19 protein-coding genes and 1 other annotated feature are annotated in these 25,303 nt (G+C 53.7%); of the genes, 15 read left to right on the top strand and 4 right to left on the bottom strand.

The features are described 5' to 3' along the window. The 6 genes from hemC to ysxE all read left to right on the top strand — a co-directional run bounded on the left by hemC (window position 1) and on the right by ysxE (window position 6,204). Window positions 1-933 carry a hydroxymethylbilane synthase gene (gene hemC / locus LG52_RS02155; RefSeq protein ID WP_044730674.1) on the top strand — a complete coding sequence of 311 codons (933 nt, stop codon included), beginning with the start codon at window positions 1-3 and terminating at the stop codon, window positions 931-933. Further along, window positions 930-1,697, top strand: coding sequence for a uroporphyrinogen-III synthase (locus LG52_RS02160; protein ID WP_044730675.1), 768 nt, complete (start codon window positions 930-932; stop codon window positions 1,695-1,697). Before hemC ends, LG52_RS02160 begins: the two co-directional genes overlap by 4 nt. Then, a complete protein-coding gene (gene hemB / locus LG52_RS02165) occupies window positions 1,698-2,672 on the top strand; it encodes a porphobilinogen synthase (protein ID WP_044730676.1) in 975 nt (324 codons plus the stop codon). A 16-nt stretch (window positions 2,673-2,688) separates the two neighbouring features. Continuing rightward, the gene (hemL, locus tag LG52_RS02170) at window positions 2,689-3,978 is read left to right on the top strand and encodes a glutamate-1-semialdehyde 2,1-aminomutase (RefSeq protein WP_044730677.1); all 1,290 of its coding nucleotides are present in this window, start codon (window positions 2,689-2,691) and stop codon (window positions 3,976-3,978) included. 116 nt (window positions 3,979-4,094) lie between these two features. After that, the gene (spoVID, locus tag LG52_RS02175; protein ID WP_044730678.1) at window positions 4,095-5,129 is read left to right on the top strand and encodes a stage VI sporulation protein D; all 1,035 of its coding nucleotides are present in this window, start codon (window positions 4,095-4,097) and stop codon (window positions 5,127-5,129) included. A 43-nt stretch (window positions 5,130-5,172) separates the two neighbouring features. Beyond that, window positions 5,173-6,204, top strand: coding sequence for a spore coat protein YsxE (ysxE, locus tag LG52_RS02180; protein ID WP_044730679.1), 1,032 nt, complete (start codon window positions 5,173-5,175; stop codon window positions 6,202-6,204). Window positions 6,205-6,481: 277 nt separating this feature from the next. Here the strand turns inward: ysxE and LG52_RS02185 are convergent, their stop codons facing one another. Then, window positions 6,482-6,670 carry a hypothetical protein gene (locus LG52_RS02185; RefSeq protein ID WP_044730680.1) on the bottom strand — a complete coding sequence of 63 codons (189 nt, stop codon included), beginning with the start codon at window positions 6,668-6,670 and terminating at the stop codon, window positions 6,482-6,484. 139 nt (window positions 6,671-6,809) lie between these two features. Then, window positions 6,810-7,045 (top strand) — a binding site (T-box leader). Between the two features lie 86 nt (window positions 7,046-7,131). Here LG52_RS02185 and LG52_RS02195 point away from each other — a divergent pair. The 3 genes from LG52_RS02195 (at window position 7,132) to LG52_RS02205 (ending at window position 14,533) form a co-directional block, all read left to right on the top strand. Further along, window positions 7,132-9,774 (top strand): valine--tRNA ligase, encoded by a 2,643-nt coding sequence (locus tag LG52_RS02195; RefSeq protein WP_044730681.1) that lies wholly within the window; start codon window positions 7,132-7,134, stop codon window positions 9,772-9,774. Window positions 9,775-9,941: 167 nt separating this feature from the next. Continuing rightward, window positions 9,942-11,237, top strand: a complete 1,296-nt coding sequence (locus tag LG52_RS02200) for a bifunctional folylpolyglutamate synthase/dihydrofolate synthase (RefSeq protein ID WP_044730682.1) — start codon at window positions 9,942-9,944, stop codon at window positions 11,235-11,237. A 68-nt stretch (window positions 11,238-11,305) separates the two neighbouring features. Then, a complete protein-coding gene (locus LG52_RS02205; protein ID WP_044730683.1) occupies window positions 11,306-14,533 on the top strand; it encodes a VWA domain-containing protein in 3,228 nt (1,075 codons plus the stop codon). A 45-nt stretch (window positions 14,534-14,578) separates the two neighbouring features. On the opposite strand, the gene LG52_RS02210 is transcribed toward LG52_RS02205, so the two are convergent. From LG52_RS02210 to LG52_RS02220, 3 genes are read right to left on the bottom strand one after another with little or no spacing between them, the layout of a single operon-like run. Beyond that, window positions 14,579-16,300 carry a hypothetical protein gene (locus LG52_RS02210; protein WP_044730684.1) on the bottom strand — a complete coding sequence of 574 codons (1,722 nt, stop codon included), beginning with the start codon at window positions 16,298-16,300 and terminating at the stop codon, window positions 14,579-14,581. 10 nt (window positions 16,301-16,310) lie between these two features. After that, the gene (locus LG52_RS02215) at window positions 16,311-16,880 is read right to left on the bottom strand and encodes a PilW family protein (RefSeq protein ID WP_044730685.1); all 570 of its coding nucleotides are present in this window, start codon (window positions 16,878-16,880) and stop codon (window positions 16,311-16,313) included. Then, window positions 16,864-17,496 carry a general secretion pathway protein GspJ gene (locus LG52_RS02220; protein ID WP_044730686.1) on the bottom strand — a complete coding sequence of 211 codons (633 nt, stop codon included), beginning with the start codon at window positions 17,494-17,496 and terminating at the stop codon, window positions 16,864-16,866. Before LG52_RS02220 ends, LG52_RS02215 begins: the two co-directional genes overlap by 17 nt. A gap of 118 nt (window positions 17,497-17,614) precedes the next feature. Here LG52_RS02220 and LG52_RS02225 point away from each other — a divergent pair, with 118 nt between their 5' ends. Genes LG52_RS02225 through LG52_RS02250 form a run of 6 tightly spaced genes read left to right on the top strand, consistent with a single transcriptional unit; the run spans window position 17,615 to window position 25,219 of the window. Further along, window positions 17,615-19,153, top strand: a complete 1,539-nt coding sequence (locus LG52_RS02225; RefSeq protein ID WP_044730687.1) for a hypothetical protein — start codon at window positions 17,615-17,617, stop codon at window positions 19,151-19,153. A 10-nt stretch (window positions 19,154-19,163) separates the two neighbouring features. Then, a complete protein-coding gene (locus LG52_RS02230) occupies window positions 19,164-19,949 on the top strand; it encodes a PRC-barrel domain-containing protein (protein ID WP_044730688.1) in 786 nt (261 codons plus the stop codon). 14 nt (window positions 19,950-19,963) lie between these two features. Then, window positions 19,964-21,292: a G5 domain-containing protein gene (locus LG52_RS02235; protein ID WP_044730689.1), complete on the top strand. Its 1,329-nt coding sequence runs from the start codon at window positions 19,964-19,966 to the stop codon at window positions 21,290-21,292. Further along, window positions 21,289-22,953, top strand: a complete 1,665-nt coding sequence (locus LG52_RS02240; protein WP_044730690.1) for a GspE/PulE family protein — start codon at window positions 21,289-21,291, stop codon at window positions 22,951-22,953. The genes LG52_RS02235 and LG52_RS02240 overlap by 4 nt, the downstream gene beginning before the upstream one ends. A 12-nt stretch (window positions 22,954-22,965) precedes the next feature. After that, window positions 22,966-24,021, top strand: a complete 1,056-nt coding sequence (locus tag LG52_RS02245) for a type IV pilus twitching motility protein PilT (RefSeq protein WP_044730691.1) — start codon at window positions 22,966-22,968, stop codon at window positions 24,019-24,021. Then, the gene (locus LG52_RS02250; RefSeq protein ID WP_044730692.1) at window positions 24,008-25,219 is read left to right on the top strand and encodes a type II secretion system F family protein; all 1,212 of its coding nucleotides are present in this window, start codon (window positions 24,008-24,010) and stop codon (window positions 25,217-25,219) included. The genes LG52_RS02245 and LG52_RS02250 overlap by 14 nt, the downstream gene beginning before the upstream one ends. Window positions 25,220-25,303 lie beyond the last annotated feature (84 nt).

Below are 25,303 nucleotides of genomic sequence, written 5' to 3' on the forward strand. Positions count from 1 at the left end.
ATGCGGAACATTGTCGTTGGCTCGCGGCGCAGCAAGCTTGCCTTGACCCAGACGAAGTGGGTGATCAACGAATTGAAACAGCTTGGAGCGCCGTTTACGTTTGAAGTGAAAGAAATCGTCACAAAAGGAGATCGGGTGCTTGATGTGACGCTCTCGAAAGTCGGGGGCAAAGGGTTGTTTGTGAAAGAGATTGAGCATGAATTGCTCGCCGGCGGCATCAATATGGCGGTCCATAGCATGAAAGATATGCCGGCCGTGCTGCCCGAAGGTTTAGTGATCGGTGCGGTTCCGCGCCGCGAAGATGCACGCGATGTGCTTGTCAGCAAAGGCAACCGGGCGTTGCATGATTTGCCGGCGGGATCGGTCATTGGCACGAGCAGCTTGCGCCGTTCGGCGCAGCTGCTTGCCTATCGCCCGGATTTGACGATTAAATGGATTCGCGGCAATATTGACACAAGGTTGGCGAAGCTCGAAAGCGAAGAGTACGATGCGATCGTGCTGGCGGCGGCGGGTCTTGCGCGCATGGGTTGGGGCAATGACGTCATCAGCGACTATCTTTCTTTTGATGTCTGTGTTCCGGCGGTCGGCCAAGGGGCGCTGGCGGTCGAATGCCGGGAGGATGATGACGAATTGCGCCGATGGCTCAGCCGGTTAAACGACGAGCAAACCGAGCGGGCTGTTCGGGCGGAGCGCGCCTTTTTGCAGCAAATGGAGGGCGGCTGTCAAGTGCCGATTGCCGGCTACGCCGAAGCAGACGGCGGCATCGTGCGCCTCACGGCCCTTGTCGCTTCGCCGGATGGAAAAGAAAAGTATAAAGAAATCGTCACGGGCGCCGATCCGGAGGCTGTCGGCCGGCAGGCGGCCGCTGTCTTAATCGAACAAGGGGCGAAAGCGCTCATCGAGCGGGTGAAACAGGAGTTGAGCCAATCATGACACATAGCGCGCTCGCCGGCAAAACGGTGCTCGTGACACGCGGCAAAGAGCAGGCAGCATCGTTTTCTGCCAAGCTGCGCGCTGTCGGCGCCGTGCCGGTCGAGATCCCGCTCATTGCCATCCGACCGGCGGCGCCGGAGGAAATCGCCGCTATGGCTGAGCGGATCAATGAATATCACTGGCTCATCTTCACGAGCGCCAACGCGGTCCGCTTCTTTTTCCCGCACGTTTTGTTGCCGCAGCCGCTGCCGAAGATGGCCGTTGTCGGGCGGAAAACAGCGGCGGCGCTCGCCGAGCGCGGTCTTTCCCCGGCGCTCGTGCCGGATGATTACACTGCTGAACGGCTGGCGGCCGCGCTCGTTCCGCATATCAAACGAGGCGATCGTGTACTGTTTGTGAAAGGCAATTTGGCCCGTCCGACGCTGCCCGAGTCGTTGCGAAACGCGGGGGCCGTCGTCGATGAGCTCACGGTGTACGAAACCGCATCGGATGAAAGCGGCCGGGAGCGGTTGTTGTTGCTGTTGCGCCGGCGGGAGCTTGATGCGGTCACCTTGATGAGCCCGTCGGCGGTTGACAGCCTTGTCCGCCTTCTCGACAAAGAAGCGGATGCCCTTCTTTCCGGTGTTGCGGTCGCCTGCATCGGGCCGGTGACGAAAGAAGCGGCCGAGCGGGCGGGCATTCCGGTGCATATTTGTGCGGCCGATTACACCGCTGATGGTATCATTAAAGCGATGGAACAATACTTTTCCATGGAGGGACAATGAATGGCACTGTCATTTGACCGCCATCGCCGCTTGCGGCAAACGGCTGCGATTCGGGCGATGGTGCGCGAGACGCATCTTCGCGTCGAGGATCTCATTTATCCGCTGTTTGTGGTCGAGGGAAGCGGCATTAAGCGGGAAGTGCCGTCGATGCCAGGGGTTTACCATTTATCGCTTGACCGCTTATCAGAGGAAGCGGACGACATCGCCAAGCTTGGCATTCCCGCCGTCATGGTGTTTGGCGTGCCGAATGAAAAAGATGAAGTCGGTTCGCAGGCGTATTGTGAGACAGGGATTGTTCAGCGGGCGATCCGCCAAATCAAAGCCGAACACCCGGATCTAGTCGTCATTGCGGATACGTGTTTATGTGAATATACGAGCCACGGCCATTGCGGCGTCGTCGAAAACGAGCGTGTGCTGAACGACCCGTCGCTCGAGCTCCTCACCAAAACGGCGGTGAGCCAAGCGCAAGCCGGCGCCGACATCATTGCGCCGTCGAACATGATGGACGGCTTTGTCGCCGCCATTCGCCGTGGGCTTGATGAAGCAGGGTTTGAGTATGTGCCGATCATGTCGTATGCAATCAAATACGCTTCGGCGTTTTACGGCCCGTTCCGTGATGCCGCCGACAGCGCGCCGCAGTTTGGCGACCGGAAGACGTACCAAATGGATCCGGCCAACCGCCTTGAGGCGTTTCGCGAGGCGGAGTCGGATGTCAAAGAAGGCGCTGATTTCTTGATGGTGAAGCCAGCGCTTGCGTACATGGACATTATCCGCGACATCAAAAACCGCTTTCCGCTGCCGCTTGTCGCCTATAATGTGAGCGGCGAGTATGCGATGATCAAGGCGGCGGCGCAAAACGGCTGGATCGATGAGAAGCCGGTCGTCATGGAAATGTTGACAGGGATGAAACGGGCGGGCGCGGATTTGATCATTACGTATTTTGCGAAAGATGTCGCCCGCTGGATGGCTGAATAGAGAGGAGGGCGGAAGCATGCGAAGCTACGAACGGTCAAAAACCGCTTACGAAGAAGCGGTGAAGTTGATGCCGGGCGGGGTGAACAGCCCGGTGCGCGCCTTCAAGTCGGTTGGGATGACGCCGATTTTCATGGCGCGCGGCCAAGGAGCGAAAATTTACGATATTGACGGCAATGAGTACATTGATTACGTGCTGTCATGGGGTCCGCTCATTTTAGGGCATGCCCATCCCCAAGTCGTTGAAGCATTGAAGCGGGTGGCCGAACAAGGGACAAGCTTTGGCGCTCCGACATTGCTTGAAAATGAGCTCGCCAAGCTCGTCATCGAGCGGGTGCCGTCGGTCGAGATCGTGCGGATGGTCAATTCCGGCACCGAGGCGACGATGAGCGCCCTCCGCTTGGCGCGCGGCTATACGAAGCGCAACAAAATCGTGAAATTCGAGGGCAGCTACCACGGCCATGGCGATTCGCTGCTCATTAAAGCCGGCTCCGGCGTGGCGACGCTCGGCCTGCCGGACAGCCCGGGCGTGCCGGAATCGATCGCCCAGCATACGATCACCGTTCCGTACAATGATCTGGACAGCGTCCGCTATGCGTTTGAGCGGTTTGGCGAAGACATCGCCGCGGTGATCGTCGAACCGGTCGCCGGCAACATGGGCGTCGTTCCGCCAGTGCCTGGCTTTTTGGAAGGGCTGCGCGAGGTGACGAAACAATACGGAGCCTTATTGATTTTCGACGAGGTCATGACCGGGTTCCGCGTCGATTACCACTGCGCCCAAGGGTATTATGGCATTGAGCCGGATTTGACGTGCCTTGGCAAAGTGATCGGAGGCGGCTTGCCGGTCGGGGCGTACGGGGGCAAAGCTGAGATCATGGAGCTTGTCGCGCCGAGCGGGCCGGTGTACCAAGCCGGCACGCTATCCGGCAACCCGCTCGCCATGACGGCCGGGTACGAGACGCTCCGCCAGCTGACGCCGGAAACGTACGAAGAGCTTGGCCGCAAAGCGGCGCGTCTTGCAGATGGGCTCCATCAGGCAGCAGAGAAATACGGCATCCCGCATACGATCAACCGCGCTGGGTCGATGATCGGCTTTTTCTTCACGAGCGAGCCGGTGGTCAACTACGAGACAGCGAAAACGTCCGACTTGGAGCTGTTTGCCGCCTATTATCGGGAAATGGCGAATGAAGGCATTTTCCTGCCGCCGTCGCAATTTGAAGGGCTGTTTTTGTCGACGGCGCACAGTGATGATGATATTGAATATACGATTGCCGCTGCAGAGCGGGTGTTTGCCCGTCTGCGCGGATAAGGAAAGGGGCTGCCGACCGTCGGCAGCCCAATTTTTTATCATACCTCCTCGTTTCTGTTCATACAATGGATAATGTCATAGAAAATTTGGCGAAGGGACGGAAGGAGGAGGCCCGGTTGGAGCAATCGTATTTGCGTTTTTCATTGGAAGAATCGGTCTGGTTTAAAAGAGGACAGGAAGTCGCCGAGTTTTTATCTATTTCTCTTGATCCGGTCATTTCCGTCGATGAGTACGACCAATACATTACGATCCGCGGCGCGCTTGAGTTGAGCGGCGAATTCCGCCAAGCGGGCGAAGGGCAGGCTGAAGCGGATGACGACGTGTTTGAGCTGGCTGGTTATCGGTTCATTCAACACATTTCGGTGCGCGAAGACGGGATCAGCGAACTGTCGCACCGTTTTCCAATCGATATTACGATTCCAAAAAACCGCATTCGTTCCCTTGAGGATGTGTACGTGACGGTTGAATCGTTTGATTATGATTTGGATGAAAATGGAAGATTGCTGATCACTGCCGACATTTCGATCAGCGGCATCAGCGAAGCGCCGCTTGGCGATGATTTGCCGGACGATGAGGAGGACGATGAGCCGCTGTTTGCCCCGTTTGAATCGATCGCCCGCAAGGAATCGTTTGCTTCCGTGGATGATCTCGCCGATGAGGAGGATGAACAGCCGGCTTTTGCCGCTGGCGAAACGACGGTTTCCGTCATGGAGCCAGCCGTCATGCGTCATGAAGAAACGGAGGGTGAAGAAGAGGCCAAAGAGCCGTTTTTGCCGCTTGAGACGGAAACGAAGGCGGTCAGCGCACAGACGGAGGAAGACATCGCTTCGCTGCTGCCGCCAACTGAGGCGAAAGTATCGATCGGGGCGGCGAAAAAGGCGGTTGAGGAAGAAGAGGAAGAAGAAAAGAAAACAAAAAGCGAAAATGCGCTTTACTTGACGAAACTATTTGCGAAAAGCGAGGCGGAAGAGTTTACGAAACTGAAAATTTGCATCGTCCAGCAAGGAGATTCATTGGACAAGATTGCCGAACGGTATGATGTAACTGTCTCGCAGCTTTTGCGCGCCAATGATTTGGAAAGCCCAGATGACGTGCACGAGGGGCAGCTTTTGTATATTCCGGCCATGGCGGGAAGCCGTCCTTTCTCATGAAAGGGACGCTTTCCGTTTCTTTTGCCGATAAGGGGGCGTCACGATGGCCGCACAGTTTGACCAATATGATGCTGTGCTCGTCCAGTATGGGCTTCGTCCAGTGCGCATGGAGCAGCGAGGCAAAGCCGTCAAGGTATACACGAACCGCGGCGTTTTCGCTTTAAAGCCGCTTGAAAGCGAGCAAGAAGCCGCCGCCGTTTGGCAGTCTCTTCAGCATGGCGGCCCCCGTTGTCTCCCGCTTTACCTGACGCGGCGGCGGTCGTTGTTTGCGGCGGAAGGCAGCCGTCTTTATTATTTGCAAGCATGGCATAACGGCGAAGCGAAGGCGGAAGGGGACCCGGTCCGCGCCTTTTTTCGCGATCTCGCACGCCTCCATCGCTCTACAGTTCGCTCCATAAAAGTGAACGAAGAAGAGATCGAGGATTATCGAAAGCAAAAAAAAGACGAATGGCAGCGGGCCCGCGCCGTTTGGGAAGAGCGTGTCGAGCGGTATGAAGCGGCGTGGTACATGTCGCCGTTTCAGCTCCAGTGTTGCACATATTTTCACGAGGTGATGCGCGCGTACTCGTTTGCTGAGGAGCGGCTCGATGCTTGGGAAGAGATATTGAAGGAAACGAAGCAATGGCGGATCGCCTGGGTGCACGGCAAAGCACGCCTTCCCCACTATATCCCGCCGTATTGGATCAGCTGGGAGCGGGCGCATTGGAATTCGCTGCTCTTTGATGTGATCGCCGCGCTCCGTTTTCATGTGTGGACGATGCCGCCGCTCGGGAGCGAGTGGCTGGAAGGGGTCGAGGAGTACGAGAAGGAGCTGCCGTTATCCGACGGGGAGCGAGCGTTTTTGTACAGCCATTTGGCGGAGCCGCGCGGGTTTATCCGCTGTTTGGAGCGATATGAGGCCGCTTCGCGGAAGGAGCGGAACGAACGGGAACATGTCGCCGCGCTGCAGCGCTGTTATTTGGCGTTTAAAAACATGGAGGCGCTCATAATGCACCTTGTCCAACGCGACGCCGCGCAGCAGCAGGAAGAAGCGGTGGACAATGAACCGCCGGCGGATGAAGAGGATAATGGGTAAGCCGATGACAAACAAAACGGCGTCTTCCTAAAAAAGATGGTGATGGAACAGAGAACGCGGTCCAACGGAAGTGTTTCTCCATTTAAAACAAGAAAAGCGGCTTTTCCTTTCATGTGAGAACCAGCGATTCCGCGAAAATGATTGTTTTTTCATCAGACCCTCTGAGAGGGCGGAGATTCATGGCTTTTCTCAAATTGAGAAACCTCATAAACCTTGTTCTTTTCAACACTTGAGAACCGCCGTTTTAAGTAAAGAAAACGATCGTTTTTCCGGACTTCTAAATCCATTCGAAATGGAGCGCCACGGCAATGAGAACAAAGATCGCCAATAAAATGACATCAAACGTCGTCGGCAAAAAAATGGTGCGGATCGCTTGAAAGATCGTGAGCGGAATGATTACTTGGGCGCAGACGGCGCGCACTTGCCGAAGCCACGGCGGCCACGAATACGGGTTGAATCGCCGCATCGACATTCCCTCCTTCTCCGGTTTACTATACAATATGAATAGAAAAAATGTTTGTCACCAAACGGGTGGCAGTAGAATAAATAAATAAAAACTTGGCAAAGATGATGGACAATGGTAGTATAATAATCGAACAATGACGACAAAAGCGAAGACGGGGAGGAGTACAGCGGTCCGCGCCTGCAGAGAGGGAAATCAGAAGCTGCGAGATTTCCTAGGATGCCGGCTGCTGGAAGGTCGCCCTTGAGCTGCTTCTTTGAACGGCGCTGTTGCCGAGTAGAGGAAGCCGGCCGTGTGCCGTTATGCCAATGAAGCGCTTAAGCCTTTGGGCTTAAGAAAAAAGGTGGTACCGCGAAAGCAGCTCCTTTCGTCCTTTTGGGATGAAAGGGGCTTTTTTGCTTGCCGGCTGCGCGGCTTTGCGCTGTCGGCCGCATTGTCCATCACGTTGTAAGGAGGGAAATGACATGGCACAGCACGAAGTGTCGATGCCGCCGAAATACGACCACCGCGCGGTCGAAGCGGGGCGCTACGAATGGTGGCTGAAAGGGAAATTTTTTGAGGCGACCGGCGATCCGGCGAAAAAACCGTTTACGATCGTCATTCCACCGCCGAACGTCACCGGCAAACTGCATTTAGGCCACGCGTGGGATACGACGCTGCAAGACATCATTACGCGCATGAAACGGATGCAAGGGTATGACGTCCTGTGGCTTCCGGGAATGGATCACGCCGGCATCGCCACCCAGGCGAAAGTGGAAGAGAAGCTGCGCCGGCAAGGGCTGTCGCGCTACGATTTAGGCCGGGAAAAGTTTTTAGAAGAAACATGGAAGTGGAAGGAAGAATACGCCGGCCATATTCGCAGCCAATGGGCAAAGTTAGGGCTTGGCCTCGACTACACGCGCGAGCGGTTTACGCTCGATGAAGGGCTCTCAAAAGCGGTGCGCGAAGTGTTCGTCTCGCTTTACCGAAAAGGGCTCATTTACCGCGGCGAGTACATCATCAACTGGGACCCGGTGACGAAAACCGCTTTGTCGGACATTGAGGTCGTTTATAAAGAAGTGAAAGGCGCGCTCTACCATTTGCGCTATCCGCTCGCCGACGGCTCCGGCTACATTGAAGTGGCGACGACCCGTCCGGAAACGATGCTCGGCGATACGGCCGTTGCCGTGCACCCGGATGACGAGCGGTATAAGCATTTGATCGGCAAAATGGTGAAGCTGCCGATCGTCGGCCGCGAAATTCCGATCATCGCCGACGAGTATGTCGATATGGAGTTCGGCTCCGGGGCGGTGAAAATTACGCCGGCGCACGACCCGAACGATTTTGAAATCGGCAACCGCCATAACTTGCCGCGCATTCTTGTCATGAACGAAGACGGCACGATGAATGAAAACGCCTTGCAATACCAAGGGCTTGACCGGTTCGAGTGCCGGAAGCAAATCGTCCGCGATTTGCAAGAACAAGGAGTCCTCTTTAAAATCGAGGAGCACGTCCACTCGGTCGGCCATAGCGAACGGAGCGGCGCGGTCGTTGAACCGTATTTGTCGACGCAATGGTTTGTGAAAATGAAGCCGCTCGCCGAAGCGGCGATCAAGCTGCAGCAAACCGACGGGAAAGTGCAGTTTGTGCCGGAGCGGTTTGAAAAAACGTATTTGCATTGGCTTGAAAACATCCGCGACTGGTGCATTTCGCGCCAGCTTTGGTGGGGGCATCGCATCCCGGCGTGGTATCATAAAGAAACGGGCGAAGTGTACGTCGACCATGAGCCGCCCAAAGACATCGAAAACTGGGAGCAAGACCCAGATGTGCTCGACACATGGTTCAGCTCGGCGCTTTGGCCGTTCTCGACAATGGGATGGCCGGATGTGGAGTCGCCGGATTACAAGCGCTACTACCCGACCGATGTGCTTGTCACCGGCTATGACATCATTTTCTTCTGGGTGTCGCGCATGATTTTCCAAGGGCTCGAATTCACCGGAAAGCGCCCGTTCAAAGACGTGCTCATCCACGGCCTCGTCCGCGACGCCCAAGGGCGGAAAATGAGCAAATCGCTCGGCAACGGCGTCGATCCGATGGATGTGATCGATCAGTACGGCGCCGATGCGCTCCGCTACTTCTTGGCGACCGGCAGCTCGCCGGGGCAAGACTTGCGCTTCAGCACCGAAAAAGTCGAAGCGACGTGGAATTTCGCCAACAAAATTTGGAACGCCTCGCGCTTTGCCTTGATGAACATGGGCGGCATGACGTACGAGGAGCTTGATTTGAGCGGTGAAAAAACGGTCGCCGACCATTGGATTTTAACGCGTCTCAACGAAACGATCGACACGGTGACGAAGCTCGCTGAGAAATACGAATTCGGCGAAGCAGGGCGCACGCTGTACAACTTTATTTGGGACGACTTGTGCGACTGGTACATTGAAATGGCGAAATTGCCGCTTTACGGTGACGACGAAGCGGCGAAAAAGACGACGCGCTCCGTGCTGGCGTATGTGCTCGACAACACGATGCGCCTGCTTCACCCGTTCATGCCGTTCATTACCGAGGAAATTTGGCAAAACTTGCCGCATGAAGGCGAATCGATCACCGTCGCTCCGTGGCCGCAAGCGCGCCCTGAGCTGTCAAACGAAGAAGCCGCGGAAGAAATGCGGCTGCTCGTCGACATCATCCGCGCCGTCCGCAACGTCCGCGCCGAAGTGAACACGCCGCCCGGCAAGCCGATTGCGCTCTATATTAAGGTGAAAGATGAACAAGTGCGGGCGGCGCTCATGAAAAACCGCGCCTATCTTGAGCGGTTCTGCAACCCGAGCGAGCTCTTGATCGATACAAACGTTCCCGCGCCGGACAAAGCGATGACGGCGGTCGTCACCGGCGCCGAGCTCATCATGCCGCTTGAAGGATTGATCAATATTGAGGAAGAAATTAAGCGGCTCGAAAAAGAGCTTGACAAATGGAACAAAGAAGTCGAGCGCGTCGAAAAGAAACTGGCGAACGAAGGCTTTTTGGCGAAAGCGCCGGCCCATGTCGTCGAAGAAGAGCGGCGCAAGCGGCAAGATTATGTCGAAAAACGCGAAGCCGTCAAGGCGCGCCTCGCCGAGCTCAAACGGTAGACAAACGATCTCGCCGTTGATTATGATGAAGACGAATCCGCTTTCGAGTGGATTCGTCTTTTTCGATGGAAGATGATGTTGTTGAAAGAAGAGGAATGCCTTCGACATATGCGATTCAGTCTTTTCCTTGATGGATCAGGATACAAAGGACAAGGAGGATGGTCAACATGGTTCGAACGTATGAAGAAGCGGTTGCTTGGATTCACGGGCGGCTGCGGCTTGGCATGAAACCGGGATTGAAACGGATGGAATGGATGATGGAAAAACTTGGCCGACCGGAACGCCGCGTCCGCGCCGTCCATATCGGGGGAACGAACGGCAAAGGGTCGACGGTCGCCTATTTGCGTTCGATCTTGCAGGCGGCGGGCTATTCGGTCGGGGCGTTCACGTCTCCATATGTCGAACAGTTTAACGAACGGATCACCATCAACGGCGAACCGATCAGCGATGAAGAGATTGTAGAGCTCGTGCAGACGATCAAACCGCTGGCGGATGAATTGGAACGAACAGAGCTCGGCGGGCCGACCGAATTTGAAGTGATCACAGCGATGATGCTGTATTATTTCGGAAAAAAACACATTCAAGACATCGTGCTCATTGAAGTCGGCCTCGGCGGACGCTTGGACTCGACGAACGTCATTTATCCGCTCGTTTCCGTCATTACGAACGTCAGCTACGACCATATGAACATCTTAGGCGATACACTCGCGCAAATCGCCGCGGAAAAAGCGGGGATCATTAAATCAGGGGTTCCGCTTGTGACAGCAGTGAACGAGCCTGAGGCGTGGGACGTGATCGCCAAGACGGCGGCGGAGCGGAAGGCGAAAACGTATCGGATCGGCGTTGATTTTACCGTTTCTGACCGGCAGGCGACGGCCGAAGGGGAACAGTTTTCCGTCACGACTCCATTTGCCGAATATCGCGGTTTGCGCATTTCCATGCCGGGCGCCCATCAAGTCGAAAATGCCGCTGTGGCGGTGATGACGGCAGAACTATTGCGGCTTGGCTATTCATTTTTGATCGATCCGGAGCATATCACCGACGGGCTCGCAACGGCCACTTGGCCCGGCCGGTTTGAGCGGATGAGCGACAATCCTCTCATTATCCTTGATGGCGCCCATAACGAGGCCGGCATCCACGCGCTTGTGGAGACGGTGCGCGCCCATTATCCCGACAAACGCGTCCATGTTTTGTTTGCGGCATTGGCGGACAAGCCGCTCGAGCGGATGATTCGGCTGCTTGATGATCTGGCGGCAACGATGACGTTTACAACGTTCGATTTTCCGCGCGCGGCGTTGGCGGAAGCGCTTGCTGCCCTTTCGTCTCACCTGCATAAGGCGGCGACAGATGATTGGACAGGCTGGCTCATCGAGAAGAAAAAACGAATGGGAAACGACGAGCTGTTGCTTGTCACTGGATCGCTTTACTTTATATCTGAAGTGCGAAAACTTCTAAAAAAATAATGCCAAGTGATGAAAAGGATTGATATAATGGAAGAAAGATAGTCCTTTTGGCTCGGGAGGGGAGGCATATGCAACGGTGGCGCGGCTGGTTGTTATGGGGGATGTTGCTATGGCTGATGGCGAGTGTATGGCCGGTGAAGGCGGGTGTTGCTTACGCAGGCCAACCGGAAGGGGCTATCACGTTTGTTTCCGATGAGAAAATTGAAGGATGGGCGACCGCACCAGGGGACGGCAACGGGCAAGGGAACAGCATTCGCTACTTTATGATTCGCATTCAGCTGAAGGAACAAAACGGCACGGCAGTCAGCTACCGAGCCGAAGCGGTGGAAGCGCCGGCGGACAGAAACGGGGAGAAAAAGTATACGTTTTCACTCGACATGAGCGGCAAGTGGCCACCAGCTTCGGGAACGACGGCGACTTACCAAATCACCGTCGATGCTTATCGCGTGTTGGGAAATGGAAAAGAGGATGTGTATTTTTCATTCCCACAGGCGCCTTATCAATATACGAGGCAAACTGAGGCGAGCACGGCTAAATTGGATTTTTCCCTCTCGTTTTCACAGCCGGAATACGCCAAGCCGCCAAACGGCGATGCCCAAGGCCGGCTCGATGTGACGCTGGTTCCACAAGGCGCTGTTTCAGGACTCATCCGTCCACCCATCGACGTCGTGTTTGTCATGGACGTGTCAGGCTCAATGACATCGACAAAATTGCAAAGCGCGAAATCCGCTTTGCAAGCGGCGGTCAACTACTTTAAGTCCAATTACAATCAAAATGACCGTTTTGCTTTGATCCCCTTCTCCGATGGGGTGCGGGAAACAAGCGTCGTTCCGTTCGGGAAGTACTCGAATGTCCTAAGCCAGCTTGATGCCATTCTCAATGTCGGCAACAGCTTGACCGCCAGCGGCGGGACGAATTACTCGGCGGCATTGTCTCTAGCCCAGTCCTATTTCACTGATCCGACGCGCAAAAAATACATTATTTTCTTAACCGATGGCATGCCGACCGTGTTGAATACAACCGATTCCATTACGTATCGGGAGGTCAAGCCAAAATTTTTTGGCGGATACCAGTATACAGGAAATAAAATCACCGATTCTCTTCCTGTCACTTACGAACTGTACAGCGACGGCCGGACTGCTGGCATCCGTTTTACCGACAACAAAGGGTATTCCCGCCAATTTTACAGCGATGGGCAAGATTATGTCAATGGATGGCGAGTGTCTTGGGATAACGGTTATCCATTCACCTACAGCGGCATCGAAACGAAAATTCGAGCCAATGCCATAGCGGTGGCGAAGACGCTTGGGATGAACAATATTACTTTATATTCGATTGGCTTTGGCAGCAACGGTGAAGTCGATTTAGATTATTTACAGACGCTGTCCGCGACTGCTGGCGGCGAAGCGCGGCAAGGAACAACGCAAAATTTGACCGCTTTGTTCCAACAGTTTTCCCAGCTCGCCACCACGCCGGCGATCACAGGAACGATCCGCATCCCGCTTTCGTCGTTTGGAGGCAATGTCGCCATCGCAGAAAATGGCCAAGTATGGCTTGATGACGCGAAACAAAACGCCTATATTTCGTTTTCGATTCCGTATCAAGCCGGCCAAGGCACTCCCGCGCCGGTGACGATTCCGATTCCCGTATCGTTTAAAGCGAAAGGAACGTATACGTTCAACGCGGAGTTGACGTATCGAGATGTGTATGGACAACTGCAGCCATCGATAACAAAAACTGTGACGGTCACCGTCAAAGACGAAGCGCCGCCATCATTTACAGGCACGGTGAAATTGCAAGGATTGACCAATGAGATCAACAGCTTAATCAAGCGCGGCGCCACCGATGGCAACGACAATCGCTTCCGGGCGACGTATTCGATGTCGCTTGTCGGCTATGTCGGCAATGCGACGGGAACGATCAGTAATGTGAAAATTCTTCAGCCGCTGCCGGACGGCATCTCCGTTATTCCGGATGGAACGGTGTCGACGTATGTGCAAAACGGTGTGCATTATGCGCAATGGTCGTTTGCCAACCAAACGTTTGACTACAGCCAGCTCAACAAACTGACCTTGACAGCGCAATGGGTGATGCAAGCTGATTTTGCCATGAACAATGTTCAATTGCCGCCTGCGGTCGTGACCTTTACCGACAGCCGCTATGGGGCGCGGACATCGACGCTCGCGCCGCCGACAGAACGAATTGGCATGAAAGTTCGTTTGGATGATTTCCCGAACTTTTACTATGTGGGGGACGCATGGGGTGTGATCAGTAAATATCAATTTTTTGCTGCTTCCGAAGATAGTGTCGGAAGTGCGGAACCGAATTCACACGGATTATTGCCGTTGCCTGTCAAGGCGCTGCAATATGACCCGAATGATGATGGGGTGTTGCTTGTCACATACAGCAACGGCCAGACGGTGCCTGTATACATTAAGCCGCATCTTTCCGTTGTCACGGCCAATGGCGCCGTTCCAAATGGAGCGACGACTTATGAGGCGCCAACCGTGAAAATTACCGGATTGGTGGCTGGTGAAGGGGTGTCGTATCAGTACCAAGTCGTGCGAAACGGTGTGGCGGCCGCTTGGACATCGCTTTCTTCACCGTATGCGATTGCCATTTCCAATGACGGCTCCTATACGGTGACGGTGCAGGCATCAGGGGGATTGACGAGGGGAACAGGCCTAGCGAGCGCGGCATTTACGTATACAAAGCTGATTACAGAATTGAAGCTTGGTTCGTATCAAACGAAGATGAATGTTGGCGACACGCAGACGATTCCGGTGACGATTGTCCCGAGCGATGCAACGAACAAAACGTTGGTGTGGTCATCGACCGACAATACCGTGGCGGTGGTGCAAAACGCCACGGTGACGGCGTTGAAACCGGGAACGGTCACGATCACTGTTCGTTCAACGGATGGAGGGAATTCGTCCGCGACGGCGACGATTACGGTCATCGACCCATACGTGCCGCTTATGGGCATGGCGTTCCGCAATCCGATCCTATACATGAACGTCGGCGACAAGCTCGAAGTGGGGCAAGAGCTCCGCTTCACCCCGGACAATGCAACAGACAAGGCGCTTCGCTCTGTCACACCGTCTGATGATCGTTTTGTCAAAGCGGTTCAAGAAAACGGGAAATGGTATTTAGAAGCGGTCGATGTCGGGTATGCGACCATCACAGCAACGGCGAAGGTAAAAGCGCCGGGTGGCGGGGACATTCAAGCTGAAGCGACTGTCATTGTGCGGGCGCCTTCTACGAACCAAAACAGCGGAAACGGCGGTCGATGGTAAAAATGTATGAAGCGGCCTCCCAAGTGGGAGCGCCGCTTTGATTGTTTATTCCACTTCCAGCCGGTCGACCACTAGAGAGATGCGATTGACAAAAGGAAGTCCTGTTCCTTGTTCGACAAGCACTTCGGGCCGATAACGGACGATGAGGCGGGAGGACAGTGGATTGTTGCCCGGGGCAAACCGGCTCGGTTCACCATTGTCCCCATTGACTTGGCCGCGGAACGCGTTGACAACCAGCCCATTGATGTCCGTATCCGGGGCTGTTGTTCCATTCCCCTTCGCAAACAGCCCGCCTTCAATATATAAATAGGACCCGACTGCATAAATCGTGGCGCTGCTGTCCGTGTAAAAGTACCCTTTCAAATTCGGTGTTGGAATGGTTGGGTTATCGAATTCATTAATGCGGGAAATGTCAAGCGGCCCTTTCGACAACAACACCAATCCTTTGTCATTCGCCGCCCGTTCGATCTTGTTTTGGTAAATTTTAGTATACCCTGTCGCATAGATGCTCGCATCAAGCCGCAAGTTGCCTGTTAGCATGACATTGCCCAAAACGATGAAATTTCCGCGCACGCTGACAAAGGTGTTTGGATTTGTCGGCCCATCGAGGCGAAGATCCCCGTTGATGATGAGCCATTGGTTGACGCCGTTGTTGCTAATATCTATATCTCCTGTTAAAACACTGTTTCCGTTAAGATAAAGCGGCTTTGTTTTTGGACTTTCTTTTATCGCTTTTTCAAGTGGGATGTTTTGATTGATTGGGAGCGAAGTCCACTGATTGGATAGCTCCTCAACTAAACGGTGAAGCTCGGCATCTTTGTCCGCCGCTTCCTGAATGGCTTCCACTTGCTCAATGTAGGCATCGCGCGTTTGCGATGACAACGGCGAAATACCCGATGCCTGCAACAGTTTGTCAGCCACGGTAAGGTCAAAATCGACATCGATAAAATCCTCATTTTCTTGCCGGATAGTTGGCGCCGGTTCCAAAACATCCGTTGGCCAAAGAGACGCCCAATTGTTTGTCATGTGGAAGCGGTCTTGTGCTGCTTCCCAACAGTTGGACGTTTGCCCGCATGCATTCAACCGGCCATCGCTTGTGTACCAAATGGAGGAAGACGATAAACTAGGCATGCCGGCGTTAGGCATGGCGACTGTCAGCTCTCCGTTCTTTTTGACATAGTTGGTTGTGTTGCTGGCATAGGCCTGTTGTCCTGCGTAGACGTTGCCCTTTTCGACATAGATGCCGCCATTTAACACGACATCTCGGTTGGATCCGAGTGCATATTTGAGAAAGCTTGGTGTGTTTGTGACAAAGACGAGACGCTGAACAGTCCGCGTCTGATGTCCGTCAGTGAATGTTTTCGATAAACGAAGGGCGCGAAGAAACACTTGATTTTTTGGAATATTGTATTGCGCACTTTCATCCTTCATGACCACTCCGTAGCGGTCATGTAAGCGGCCAGCGATTGTATTTTCTCCCGGAGATGGGCTGTCAATCCCGAGAAACTGATCCCATTGGTCCGGCACAAAAATGCGATGATTGACAAAAAAATTAGGTTCGGATAACTCGGCTTTTAACTCGGACACTGCTTCGTTTACATATGTCTTGGCTTCATGCAACGATTGGACATCGTCTACGCGAATGGTAGTGAATTGAGCGTGCTGAACGGCAGCAGTCACAATGGTCAACCCGAGCAATAAAAACACCGTCACAACTAGCAATGTGGTAATTAAACTGTATCCTTGTTCATGTAAGCGCAGGCGCATATGCCTCCCCCTAAAAACCAAATTCTGTCCGCAAAGTGAACGGCTCAGCCGAGATGATTTTATTGTTGTTGCCGTCTTTTACAGTCAACGTAATCATCAGAACTCCGCTTTGGCAAATCTCTCCTTCCCAGCGTGCACAACGGAACGAAAAGGATGAAGAATCATCCAGCAAAAAGTGTGTCGAAGTAATCGTTTGCCCATCAATCAAAAGCTTGCCTCTTTGGATCGAAATCGTTCGATGTGCGGGCTGTTCCAACGTTTCACGCGAAACGAGGCCAATTTGGCCGTTTGGTTTGAATTGCTCGTTTTTGACGAATGACAATTCCTCCAGCGGTTTGTTTTCTTGTCCTTGATTGGCTTCAAGGCCGTCAGGGGAAAAGGCGTACAATTCATTCATCATTCGCGCTATCGCGTAATCTGCCTCGCTGCGTAGCATGTTTTCAATGTCGATGCGTTCATAAACGCGGATGCCCGTCAGAAAAACCGTATAGATGGCGCCGATGATCAAAAGGGAAATAGCTATAGCGGCAAGCAGCTCCACCAATGTCATTCCAGATTGGGAGCTAACGAATCGTTTCATCGGTGACCACTCCTTCGACCCATGAGATGTCTCGAGCCCGCTCTCCCCAGCGGACGGTGGCATACAGTTTGATCATGTAGGAGCGTGACCCAGACGTTGTTATTTTGTTTCTTTCTTCTCGGATGCGAGCTTTTAGTTGCTCTGGCAACGCAACAAAATCGGAAGAAGAGAGAAACTGATCCCAGTCTTTTTGCCCCCAGCTAATGAAATACACCGATGTTTCATAATTGACATTGTTTACTGTTGGAGCAAGCTCGGTTGTGCACATTTGTTGGGATGAAATGCCTCCGCTTAGATTCTCATTGGGAAACAGCAGTTGTTGCAGTGTTTCATTGTTGCAACTGCTTTTCTCCATTTTGATGAATGGGAGATCATTGTTTTCCATATAGTCATATAGTTGCGAAAAATGGACATTTTTCTCGAAATACGCTGCAACGCCGCGAGCAATATTGATGGCGACCGTGCGTTTCTCGTTATCGGATGTATAGGTCATCGCGTTCGTAAAAAAGGAGAATAGGCCGATCGCTACAGCAGACAACAAGGCAATGGATAGCAACGTCTCGATGAGGGTGAACCCGAAAGCATAACCATGGGAAAAAATTTTCTTATCCGCCATTGATCACAACCTTCTTTCAAAATATGTAACTTTATTATACAATAAGTAAGAGTCGAATGTTGCAGATTTTTAGCATAAAAGAGGGCTTTTGTCATAGAAACGGAAACGGGGTGGCAGGATGAAAGAGGCGCTCATTTACGCCGGGGCTTTTGTCGTGGCGCTGCTCCTTGTGTGGCTGCTTCCGCTTGGCTTCAGCCGCCTGGGAGGGTTTGCAACTGTCGTAGTTTCCATGCTCGCCGCATGGCTTGCGCAAATTTCCAGTTCCGTCGTTCCACTTTGGCAGACGGTGTTGCTTGTTCTCTTGCTGCTGGCCGCCATATCATATTTACTTGATCGTCGGTTTGGTGCACTCCTTTACCGTGACGCACCTCATCGTGCATTGAATCTAACTGAAGATGGAAACGAGAGCGAAGAAGCAGGTTGGCTTGTGCATGACGCTTTTAGGGCCAGGCCGGCCGAGGATAGAGTTTCGCTTAGGGCGGTTGAGCTTGATCAAGAGAAACCTTTGTTGAAAAACGATGAGCAGCATGAAAGAGAGCGGCTCGCTGAAGAGGAACGTTCTCTTGATGCGATGTTGATGGAAGCGGCGGAAGAGGCGGTGGTAAAATGGGATCAAACAGGAGAAGAGAACCAAGCGCCAGAGCCATTGCGGTGGACTTCGGATTGGCTCGATGAATGGCCAGTCGCGGTCACGCTTGACCTCGAGGCCGCCGTGTTGCGGGACGAACCGAAAGGAGAGAGGAAGGCCGAATGGACGGAAATGGCTGCCTTCGATCTTTCCTCTCCTGCTTCAAATGACGGGCATGGGGAAGCTCAAGCCGTCGGCGATGACGAAAAAGCGTCACGAAACGATGTAGAAGGAGCGCAGGCCGATGCCGTAAATGCATGGATGAATATTGAGGATGTGCTTTTAGAGACGGTTGACATGGAGGATGGAAATCAGACAATTGGAAGGGAACAGAAACAAGTGGACAACGCAGAGGAAGAACATAGCGCAGCCCCTTTGGAAGCTACGACGGCTTCAAATGTGGGGCCGTTGGATGCTGGGGAAGGAAACGATGTCGTTGTTCAAGATGATGAACAGCTCATTTGGCGGGCTGGAAGTGACTCTGTTGCTTTTGTGTCAAACGATGGTTCGGCTGCTGAAGCGGATGAAGAAAACTGCTATGCTGAATGTTTGGCGCGGCCGTTAAATGGTTGGTCGCATCGCGTGTCTCATGCCTCCGCCATCGCTGTGCCTTCGGTTGAAGAGAGGGATGGTGGAGCAACGAGCGTTTTCGAGCAACAAAATCGAACAACGGGCTCTTTTGAACGAGAGTCATTGCGGCCAAATATAGTGTTGTCAGTCGAGAAGCAGGCCAACGTTGTTCCTTCCGATAAGGCGCAAATGGCGGCGGCTGAGCTGATCCTGAATCGCCGGCGCCTCACCGCGGTCGCTTATGAAGAGTGCCTGCAACAATGTTTGCAAGCGCCTCTTTCCGACCGTGACTATTATGTGTTCGCCCGCTTGTTGCTTGAACATTATGCGTTGGAACGAAAATATGATCAGCTTGTCTCTTGGGCTGAAAAGCTGGAGCGCCGTTTTTCTGGATATCCGGCGGTGGCAGCCGAGCTGGAGTTTTGGCGGGAAATGGCCGCTACATTAGCAAACAGTTGAGGTGAAAAGAATGAAAGCTAGCGCACAAATCATTGGACTGCCGATTATCAGCATTGCCGATGGAATGCAAATCGGCACGGTTAAAAGCTTTGTCATTAATCCGGACAAAGGATCCATCGATTTTTTGACAGTGGAGCAAGAGGATGTGCAGTTGAGCTTAAAGGCGATTCCGTTCAAAAAGGTTGTCGGGATCGGCGAATTTGCCGTTACGGTGGCAAGTGTCCATGACGTCATCGATTTGTCGGAAATTCCGATCGCAAATCAGCTTGTGAACAAACAAATCCGCATTAAAAATACAAAAGCGGTTACGCGCAAAGGTCAGCTGCTTGGAGAGGTCCATGAGTTTTTTATTGAGGAAGAGACGGGGGACATCATTGGCATTGCTCTTCGCCTTGAGAATGGCGAAGCTGTGCTCCCGTCCTCACGAGTGTTGACGTATGGAAAGGATATTTTGATCGTAGATGATGATGCTCATGCGGCTCTCTTTTCCGATGTCGCTATGCTGATTCGAGAAAATGGAAAGCAAGTTGACAACGTTGAACAGGGACGCAGCGATATTTCGCAACAGATGGAGGCGATATCTGAAACGGCGGAAAATGTCGAAGCGCTTGAGTCGCTTCGTGAAAAACAAATTGCTTTGCTGGCGGGGAAACGGGTGATGAAAGACATTTATGATTTGAATGGCCAGCTGCTGTTCCCAGCTGGGACAACGCTTGACGAAGAAGCTGTGCGCAAAGCGCAAGAAGCAGGCCCAAGCGTGATCGTTGATGTTTCGATGAACGTGGAAGCCGAATAAAAGGGGGAGAGCTAGTGAGAGCCGTTGCCATAGGGAAGCTGTTTGCGGTGATGGCGGTCTGCACCGTTTATTTTCTTGCCTTTGCCCGCATAGGCGCTTTGGCTTATGAAGCGTTTAGGCCGAACGATGGCCGCTATGGTCCTGGGACGTCCGTCGGTCCTGTTTCCATCGCTGGAATGACATTGGAAGAAGCGCGCCAAAAAGTGGTTGAGCAGGTGAATGAATGGCGGTCAAGCGCTTCGATTCCTGTCCGCTATCAAGAAAAGAAAGCGGAGTTGCCGACGGATGTTTTTACGTTCCGTGCAGTGGAAAGTACAAAACATGTAATCGACGGTCGCTCTTCCCCGCTTTTCGTGTTAGCCGACATGACTGCTTGCATGGAAACGATGGAACGGCTTCTCCCGGCCGCGGCTTTTGCTGCATTGGATATGAAGGCATTGGAGGCCGATTTGGAAGCGGCTGCGTCGCGGCTCGCGATTCCAAGCGAACCGCTTGATTTAGCTCGTTACTTATCCACTTCCCTTAAGGGGCAATCGGTTGTGAGCGAAGCCGCCGTGGCCATTCATGATGAAGGATTGGCCCGATTTCTCGCCGCCGAGCGCCGTATTGCCATCCACGCCAATCAACTGTTTTCCTTGCGCACCATCATCCAAGAAGCGGATGGGGTTCTGTCGGAACGTGCGGTCGATGCGTTGGCATCCGCAGTCTATCGCGCAGCGCTTTCAACCAATTTTTTGATGATTGAGCGGTATGCGGGGAGCACGTTGCCGAATGGCATTCCGCCGGGATTTGAGGCCAAAGTGGATGAAAAACGCGATTTGCAATGGTTCAATCCGAATTCGACTGACTATACGCTCCTCCTTCGCTACGATGGCCGCCAAGTCAAGGCGATGGTGTACGGTTGGCCGTTTGCGTACCAATATATTGTTCGGACGAGCACACCGGAACGAATCGAACCGCGCAAAATCGTTCAATACGATGCCCGCTTGGCACCGGATGAAACGGTAACCAAACAAACCGGACGTCCTGGGTTGCTGGTGAAAGTCGAGCGTGAGGTGCGCGATGGCTCCCGTCTCGTCCGTAAGGAGACTGTGAGCGAAGATTTTTATCCGCCGACGTACACGGTCGAAGTGAGAGGTCTCCATGTTTCAAATGCATCGCCAAGCGCTCCGGAAGAGACGGGAAATGAAGCATCCCAATCGCCATCCACGTCAGGCTCATCGAACAGTGAGGGAGCTGAACAAGAGCCGGCAGGGGGGAAAAGCGGCGGAGAGCAAGGTGGAAATGGGCAGGACAGCGACGCTCCTTGGAACCAAAGTGGAGAAAGCGGTGAAAGCCCATGAACAAAAAACGAGAGAAAAAACGGCTAGGCGACTTGTTGGTTGAAGCTGGCTTAATTACGGAAGAACAATTGGCCGAAGCGTTGCGGGAGAAAACGCCCGGGCAAAAGCTCGGCGACGCTTTGCTGCAGCGCGGCTACATCACGGAGCAGCAGCTGATTGAGGCGCTTGAATTTCAGCTTGGCATTCCTCATGTCAGCTTGTATCGCTACCCCATCGATCCGAAAGCAACCAGCCTCGTGCCGAAAGAGTTTGCCCGCCGCCATATGCTCATGCCGCTCAAGGTGGAAGGAGACCGGCTGCTCGTTGCCATGGCCGACCCAATGGACTTTTTCGCCATCGATGATCTGCGCCTGTCGACCGGGTTTCAAATTGAAACAGCGATCGCGTCGAAAGACGATATTTTGCGGGCGATCAATAAATATTACGACATCGACGAAGCATTTGAGGATTTTTTGCAAACGCCGCCGCCCGAGGTGCGCGGCGACGAGCGGGCTGCTGAAGACGATTCCCCCATCGTTCGTTTGGTGAACCAAATTTTGCAGCTTGCTGTTGAACAGCGGGCGAGCGACATTCATATCGACCCGCAGGAGACGAAAGTGCTCATCCGCTATCGGATCGACGGCCTGCTTCGCACCGAGCGGGCGCTGCCAAAGCATATGCAAAGCATGTTGACAGCGAGAATCAAAATTTTGGCCAATATGGACATCACCGAACACCGCGTGCCGCAAGACGGGCGGATCAAAATGAACATCGATTTTCACCCGGTCGATTTGCGCGTTTCGACGCTGCCGACGGTGTACGGCGAAAAAATCGTCATGCGCGTCCTCGACTTGGGCGCCGCTTTAAACGATATTCATAAACTCGGCTTCAATCCGGTTAACTTAGATCGGTTCATTCGCTTGATCGAGCGGCCGAACGGCATCGTCTTGATCACCGGACCGACCGGTTCGGGGAAATCATCGACGCTTTACGCGGCGCTCAATCATTTGAACAATGAACATGTAAACATCATTACGATCGAAGACCCGGTTGAATATCAGATCGAAGGCGTCAACCAAATTCAAGTCAACCCGAACGTCGGCTTGACGTTCGCCCAAGGGCTCCGCTCGATTTTGCGTCAAGACCCGAACATCATCATGGTTGGGGAGATTCGCGACCGCGAGACGGCGGAAGTGGCGATCCGCGCTTCGCTCACCGGCCATTTAGTGTTGAGCACGCTTCATACGAACGATGCGTTAAGCACGATCACCCGCCTGATCGATATGGGGATTGAGCCGTTTCTAGTAGCGACGTCGCTTGCCGGCGTCGTTGCGCAGCGGCTTGTGCGCCGCGTCTGCCGCGACTGCCAAGAGGTGTATGAGCCGACAAAGCGGGAGCGGGACATTTTCGCCCGCCGCGGCATTGAGGTTCATCAACTTGTCCGCGGCCGCGGCTGTCCGACGTGCAACATGACCGGCTACCGCGGACGGCTGGCCATTCACGAGCTGCTTGTCGTCACCGATGAGATGCGGCGCGTCATTTTAAACAACGAGCCGTTTTCGAAATTGCGCGAGCTTGCCCTGCAAAACAAAATGATTTTTTTGCTGGATGATGGGCTGTTGAAAGTGAAGCAAGGGTTGACCACGCTTGAAGAAGTGCTGAAAGTGGCCATTTTGCATTGATGGGTGAGACGGATGAAGGAAAAGCTTGAGGCGTTGTTGCGCGCTGCCTTTGAATGCCGCGCTTCCGACGTGCATTTGACCGTCGGCGCGCCGCCGATTTTTCGCGTGAACGGGGAGTTGAGAGCTTACGGCCATGAGCGCCTGCACCCGGAGGAAACAGAGCAAATGGCGCGAGCCGTCATTCCGCCGCCGCTTTGGCAGCAGTTTCAAGAAACCGGAGAGCTTGATTTTTCGTATGGCATTGCCGGCGTTTCCCGCTTTCGCTTAAACGTGTTTAAACAGCGGTCATGCGTGTCTCTCGCCGTGCGTCTCATCCCGATGCGCATCCCGACGCTTGAAGAGCTTGGCCTGCCGAATGTCTTAAGGCGCATTGCGGAAAAACCGCACGGGCTTGTGCTTGTCACCGGACCGACCGGCAGCGGCAAGTCGACGACATTGGCGGCAATGATCGACTATATGAACAAAACGATGTCGAAACATATTATCACGCTTGAAGACCCGATCGAGTATTTGCATAAACACGGGAAATCGATCATCGACCAGCGTGAGGTGGGGGTTGACACCGGAAGCTTTGCCGCTGGGCTGCGCGCTGCGCTTCGCCAAGACCCAGACGTCATTTTAGTTGGGGAAATGCGAGATTTGGAGACGATTCAAACGGCGATCACCGCTGCAGAAACGGGCCATTTAGTGCTCGGCACGCTTCATACGGCGAGTGCGCCGGCGGCGATCGAGCGGATGATTGATGTTTTCCCGTCCGCCCAGCAGGCGCAAATCCGGCTGCAGCTCGCTTCCGTGCTCGTTGCCATCATCGCTCAGCGCTTGTTTCCAAACAGACGCAAAACCGGGCGGACGGCAGCGCTGGAAATTTTAGTGAACAATGCGGCCGTCGCCAACTTAATCCGCAACGAAAAAGAGCATCAAATCATCAACATTATGCAAACGAGCCGCAGCATCGGCATGCAGACGATGGAAATGAGCGTTAAGGAGCTTGCAGCCGATGGACGCATCGATCCGTTGGCGGCTGAAGCGTATTTGGCGGGGGAGCGTGGAGACGATGGTGCAGTTTAAGTACGAGGGGCGCGACCGAAGCGGGCGGAAAAAAGCAGGAGTGATCACTGCCGTTTCGCGGCGCGAGGCAGCTGCCAAGTTGCGTGAGAAAGGCATTCGTCCTATTGCGCTCGCTGAAGTTCCTCCGTCAGTCTGGAACAAAGAAATATCAATTGGACGAGTGGTGAAGTTACAGCACTTCGTTGTGTTTTTGCGCCAGTTCGCAACGCTTGTGCGCGCCGGGGTGACGATCGTCGATTCGATCCGCATTTTGGCGGAGCAAACGGAAAGCAAGGCGCTGGCTCGCTCGCTCGCAGATATTGAACAAATGTTGCGTGAGGGAAACCCGCTTTCCGCGGCCGCGGCAAAGCATCCGCGCATCTTTCCGCCCTTGTTTGTCAACATGGTGCGCGCCGGCGAAGCGAGCGGGACGCTCGATGAAACGCTCGACCGGCTTGCCGACCATTTTGAAAAAATGCATCGAACGCGGCAAAAAATCGCCTCAGCGCTCGCCTATCCAATTGCTGTTGCCATCATTGCCACCGCGGTTGTCATTTTTTTGCTTGTCGCTGTTGTGCCAACGTTCGTCGAGATGTTCGCCGAGTTCCACGCCGAACTGCCGGCCATTACGAAGTTTGTTTTGAAGGCAAGCGGCGTGATGCAGCGGTATTGGTGGGCGGTCGTCCTGCTTTTTGCCGGCGTGTACGCATCGTTTGTGGTCCTGCGGCGGCAAAAGACAACGAAGTACTATTTGGATTATGCCGCCATGCGGCTGCCGATGTTCGGCACGCTCGTGCAAAAAGCGGCGCTCGCCCGCCTGACGCGGACGCTCAGTTCGCTTGTGTCAAGTTCTGTGCCCATTTTAGAAGCGCTGGCCATCTCTGAACGCGTCGTCGACAACGAAGTGATCGCATCGGTGCTCGTTGAAGCGCGCGCTGCCCTTGAGCGCGGGCAGTCGCTCGCCGAGCCGCTCCGCCGCCATTGGGCGTTTCCGCCGCTTGTGGCGCAAATGATCACGATCGGCGAACAGACCGGTGCGCTTGACGCCATGCTCGGCAAAGTCGCCGATTTTTATGAAGCCGAAGTGGATGCCGGCACCGACCGGTTGAAATCGCTCATCGAGCCGCTCATGATCGTGCTTCTCGCCGGCGTCGTCGGGACGATCGTCACTTCGATCATCGTGCCGATGTATGATATTTTCAACCATATTCAACAATAAAATAAGAATATATTCCTATTTTTCTCCCTATGTTGTAGAATAATAGGGAAAACATGCTAAAAATGAAAGAAAGGGAGAGTGAAC

It is taken from the genome of Geobacillus kaustophilus, from assembly GCF_000948285.1.
Lineage (GTDB): Bacteria > Bacillota > Bacilli > Bacillales > Anoxybacillaceae > Geobacillus > Geobacillus thermoleovorans_A.

Coding starts and splice junctions, on each gene's coding strand:
- LG52_RS02215 (WP_044730685.1), bottom strand. CDS start 16,880: ATGAAACGATTCGTTAGCTCCCAATCTGGAATGACATTGGTGGAGCTG.
- hemL (WP_044730677.1), top strand. CDS start 2,689: ATGCGAAGCTACGAACGGTCAAAAACCGCTTACGAAGAAGCGGTGAAG.
- LG52_RS02240 (WP_044730690.1), top strand. CDS start 21,289: ATGAACAAAAAACGAGAGAAAAAACGGCTAGGCGACTTGTTGGTTGAA.
- hemB (WP_044730676.1), top strand. CDS start 1,698: ATGGCACTGTCATTTGACCGCCATCGCCGCTTGCGGCAAACGGCTGCG.
- LG52_RS02245 (WP_044730691.1), top strand. CDS start 22,966: ATGAAGGAAAAGCTTGAGGCGTTGTTGCGCGCTGCCTTTGAATGCCGC.
- LG52_RS02160 (WP_044730675.1), top strand. CDS start 930: ATGACACATAGCGCGCTCGCCGGCAAAACGGTGCTCGTGACACGCGGC.
- LG52_RS02230 (WP_044730688.1), top strand. CDS start 19,164: ATGAAAGCTAGCGCACAAATCATTGGACTGCCGATTATCAGCATTGCC.
- hemC (WP_044730674.1), top strand. CDS start 1: ATGCGGAACATTGTCGTTGGCTCGCGGCGCAGCAAGCTTGCCTTGACC.
- ysxE (WP_044730679.1), top strand. CDS start 5,173: ATGGCCGCACAGTTTGACCAATATGATGCTGTGCTCGTCCAGTATGGG.
- LG52_RS02200 (WP_044730682.1), top strand. CDS start 9,942: ATGGTTCGAACGTATGAAGAAGCGGTTGCTTGGATTCACGGGCGGCTG.
- LG52_RS02250 (WP_044730692.1), top strand. CDS start 24,008: ATGGTGCAGTTTAAGTACGAGGGGCGCGACCGAAGCGGGCGGAAAAAA.
- LG52_RS02185 (WP_044730680.1), bottom strand. CDS start 6,670: ATGCGGCGATTCAACCCGTATTCGTGGCCGCCGTGGCTTCGGCAAGTG.
- LG52_RS02205 (WP_044730683.1), top strand. CDS start 11,306: ATGCAACGGTGGCGCGGCTGGTTGTTATGGGGGATGTTGCTATGGCTG.
- LG52_RS02225 (WP_044730687.1), top strand. CDS start 17,615: ATGAAAGAGGCGCTCATTTACGCCGGGGCTTTTGTCGTGGCGCTGCTC.
- LG52_RS02195 (WP_044730681.1), top strand. CDS start 7,132: ATGGCACAGCACGAAGTGTCGATGCCGCCGAAATACGACCACCGCGCG.
- LG52_RS02220 (WP_044730686.1), bottom strand. CDS start 17,496: ATGGCGGATAAGAAAATTTTTTCCCATGGTTATGCTTTCGGGTTCACC.
- LG52_RS02210 (WP_044730684.1), bottom strand. CDS start 16,300: ATGCGCCTGCGCTTACATGAACAAGGATACAGTTTAATTACCACATTG.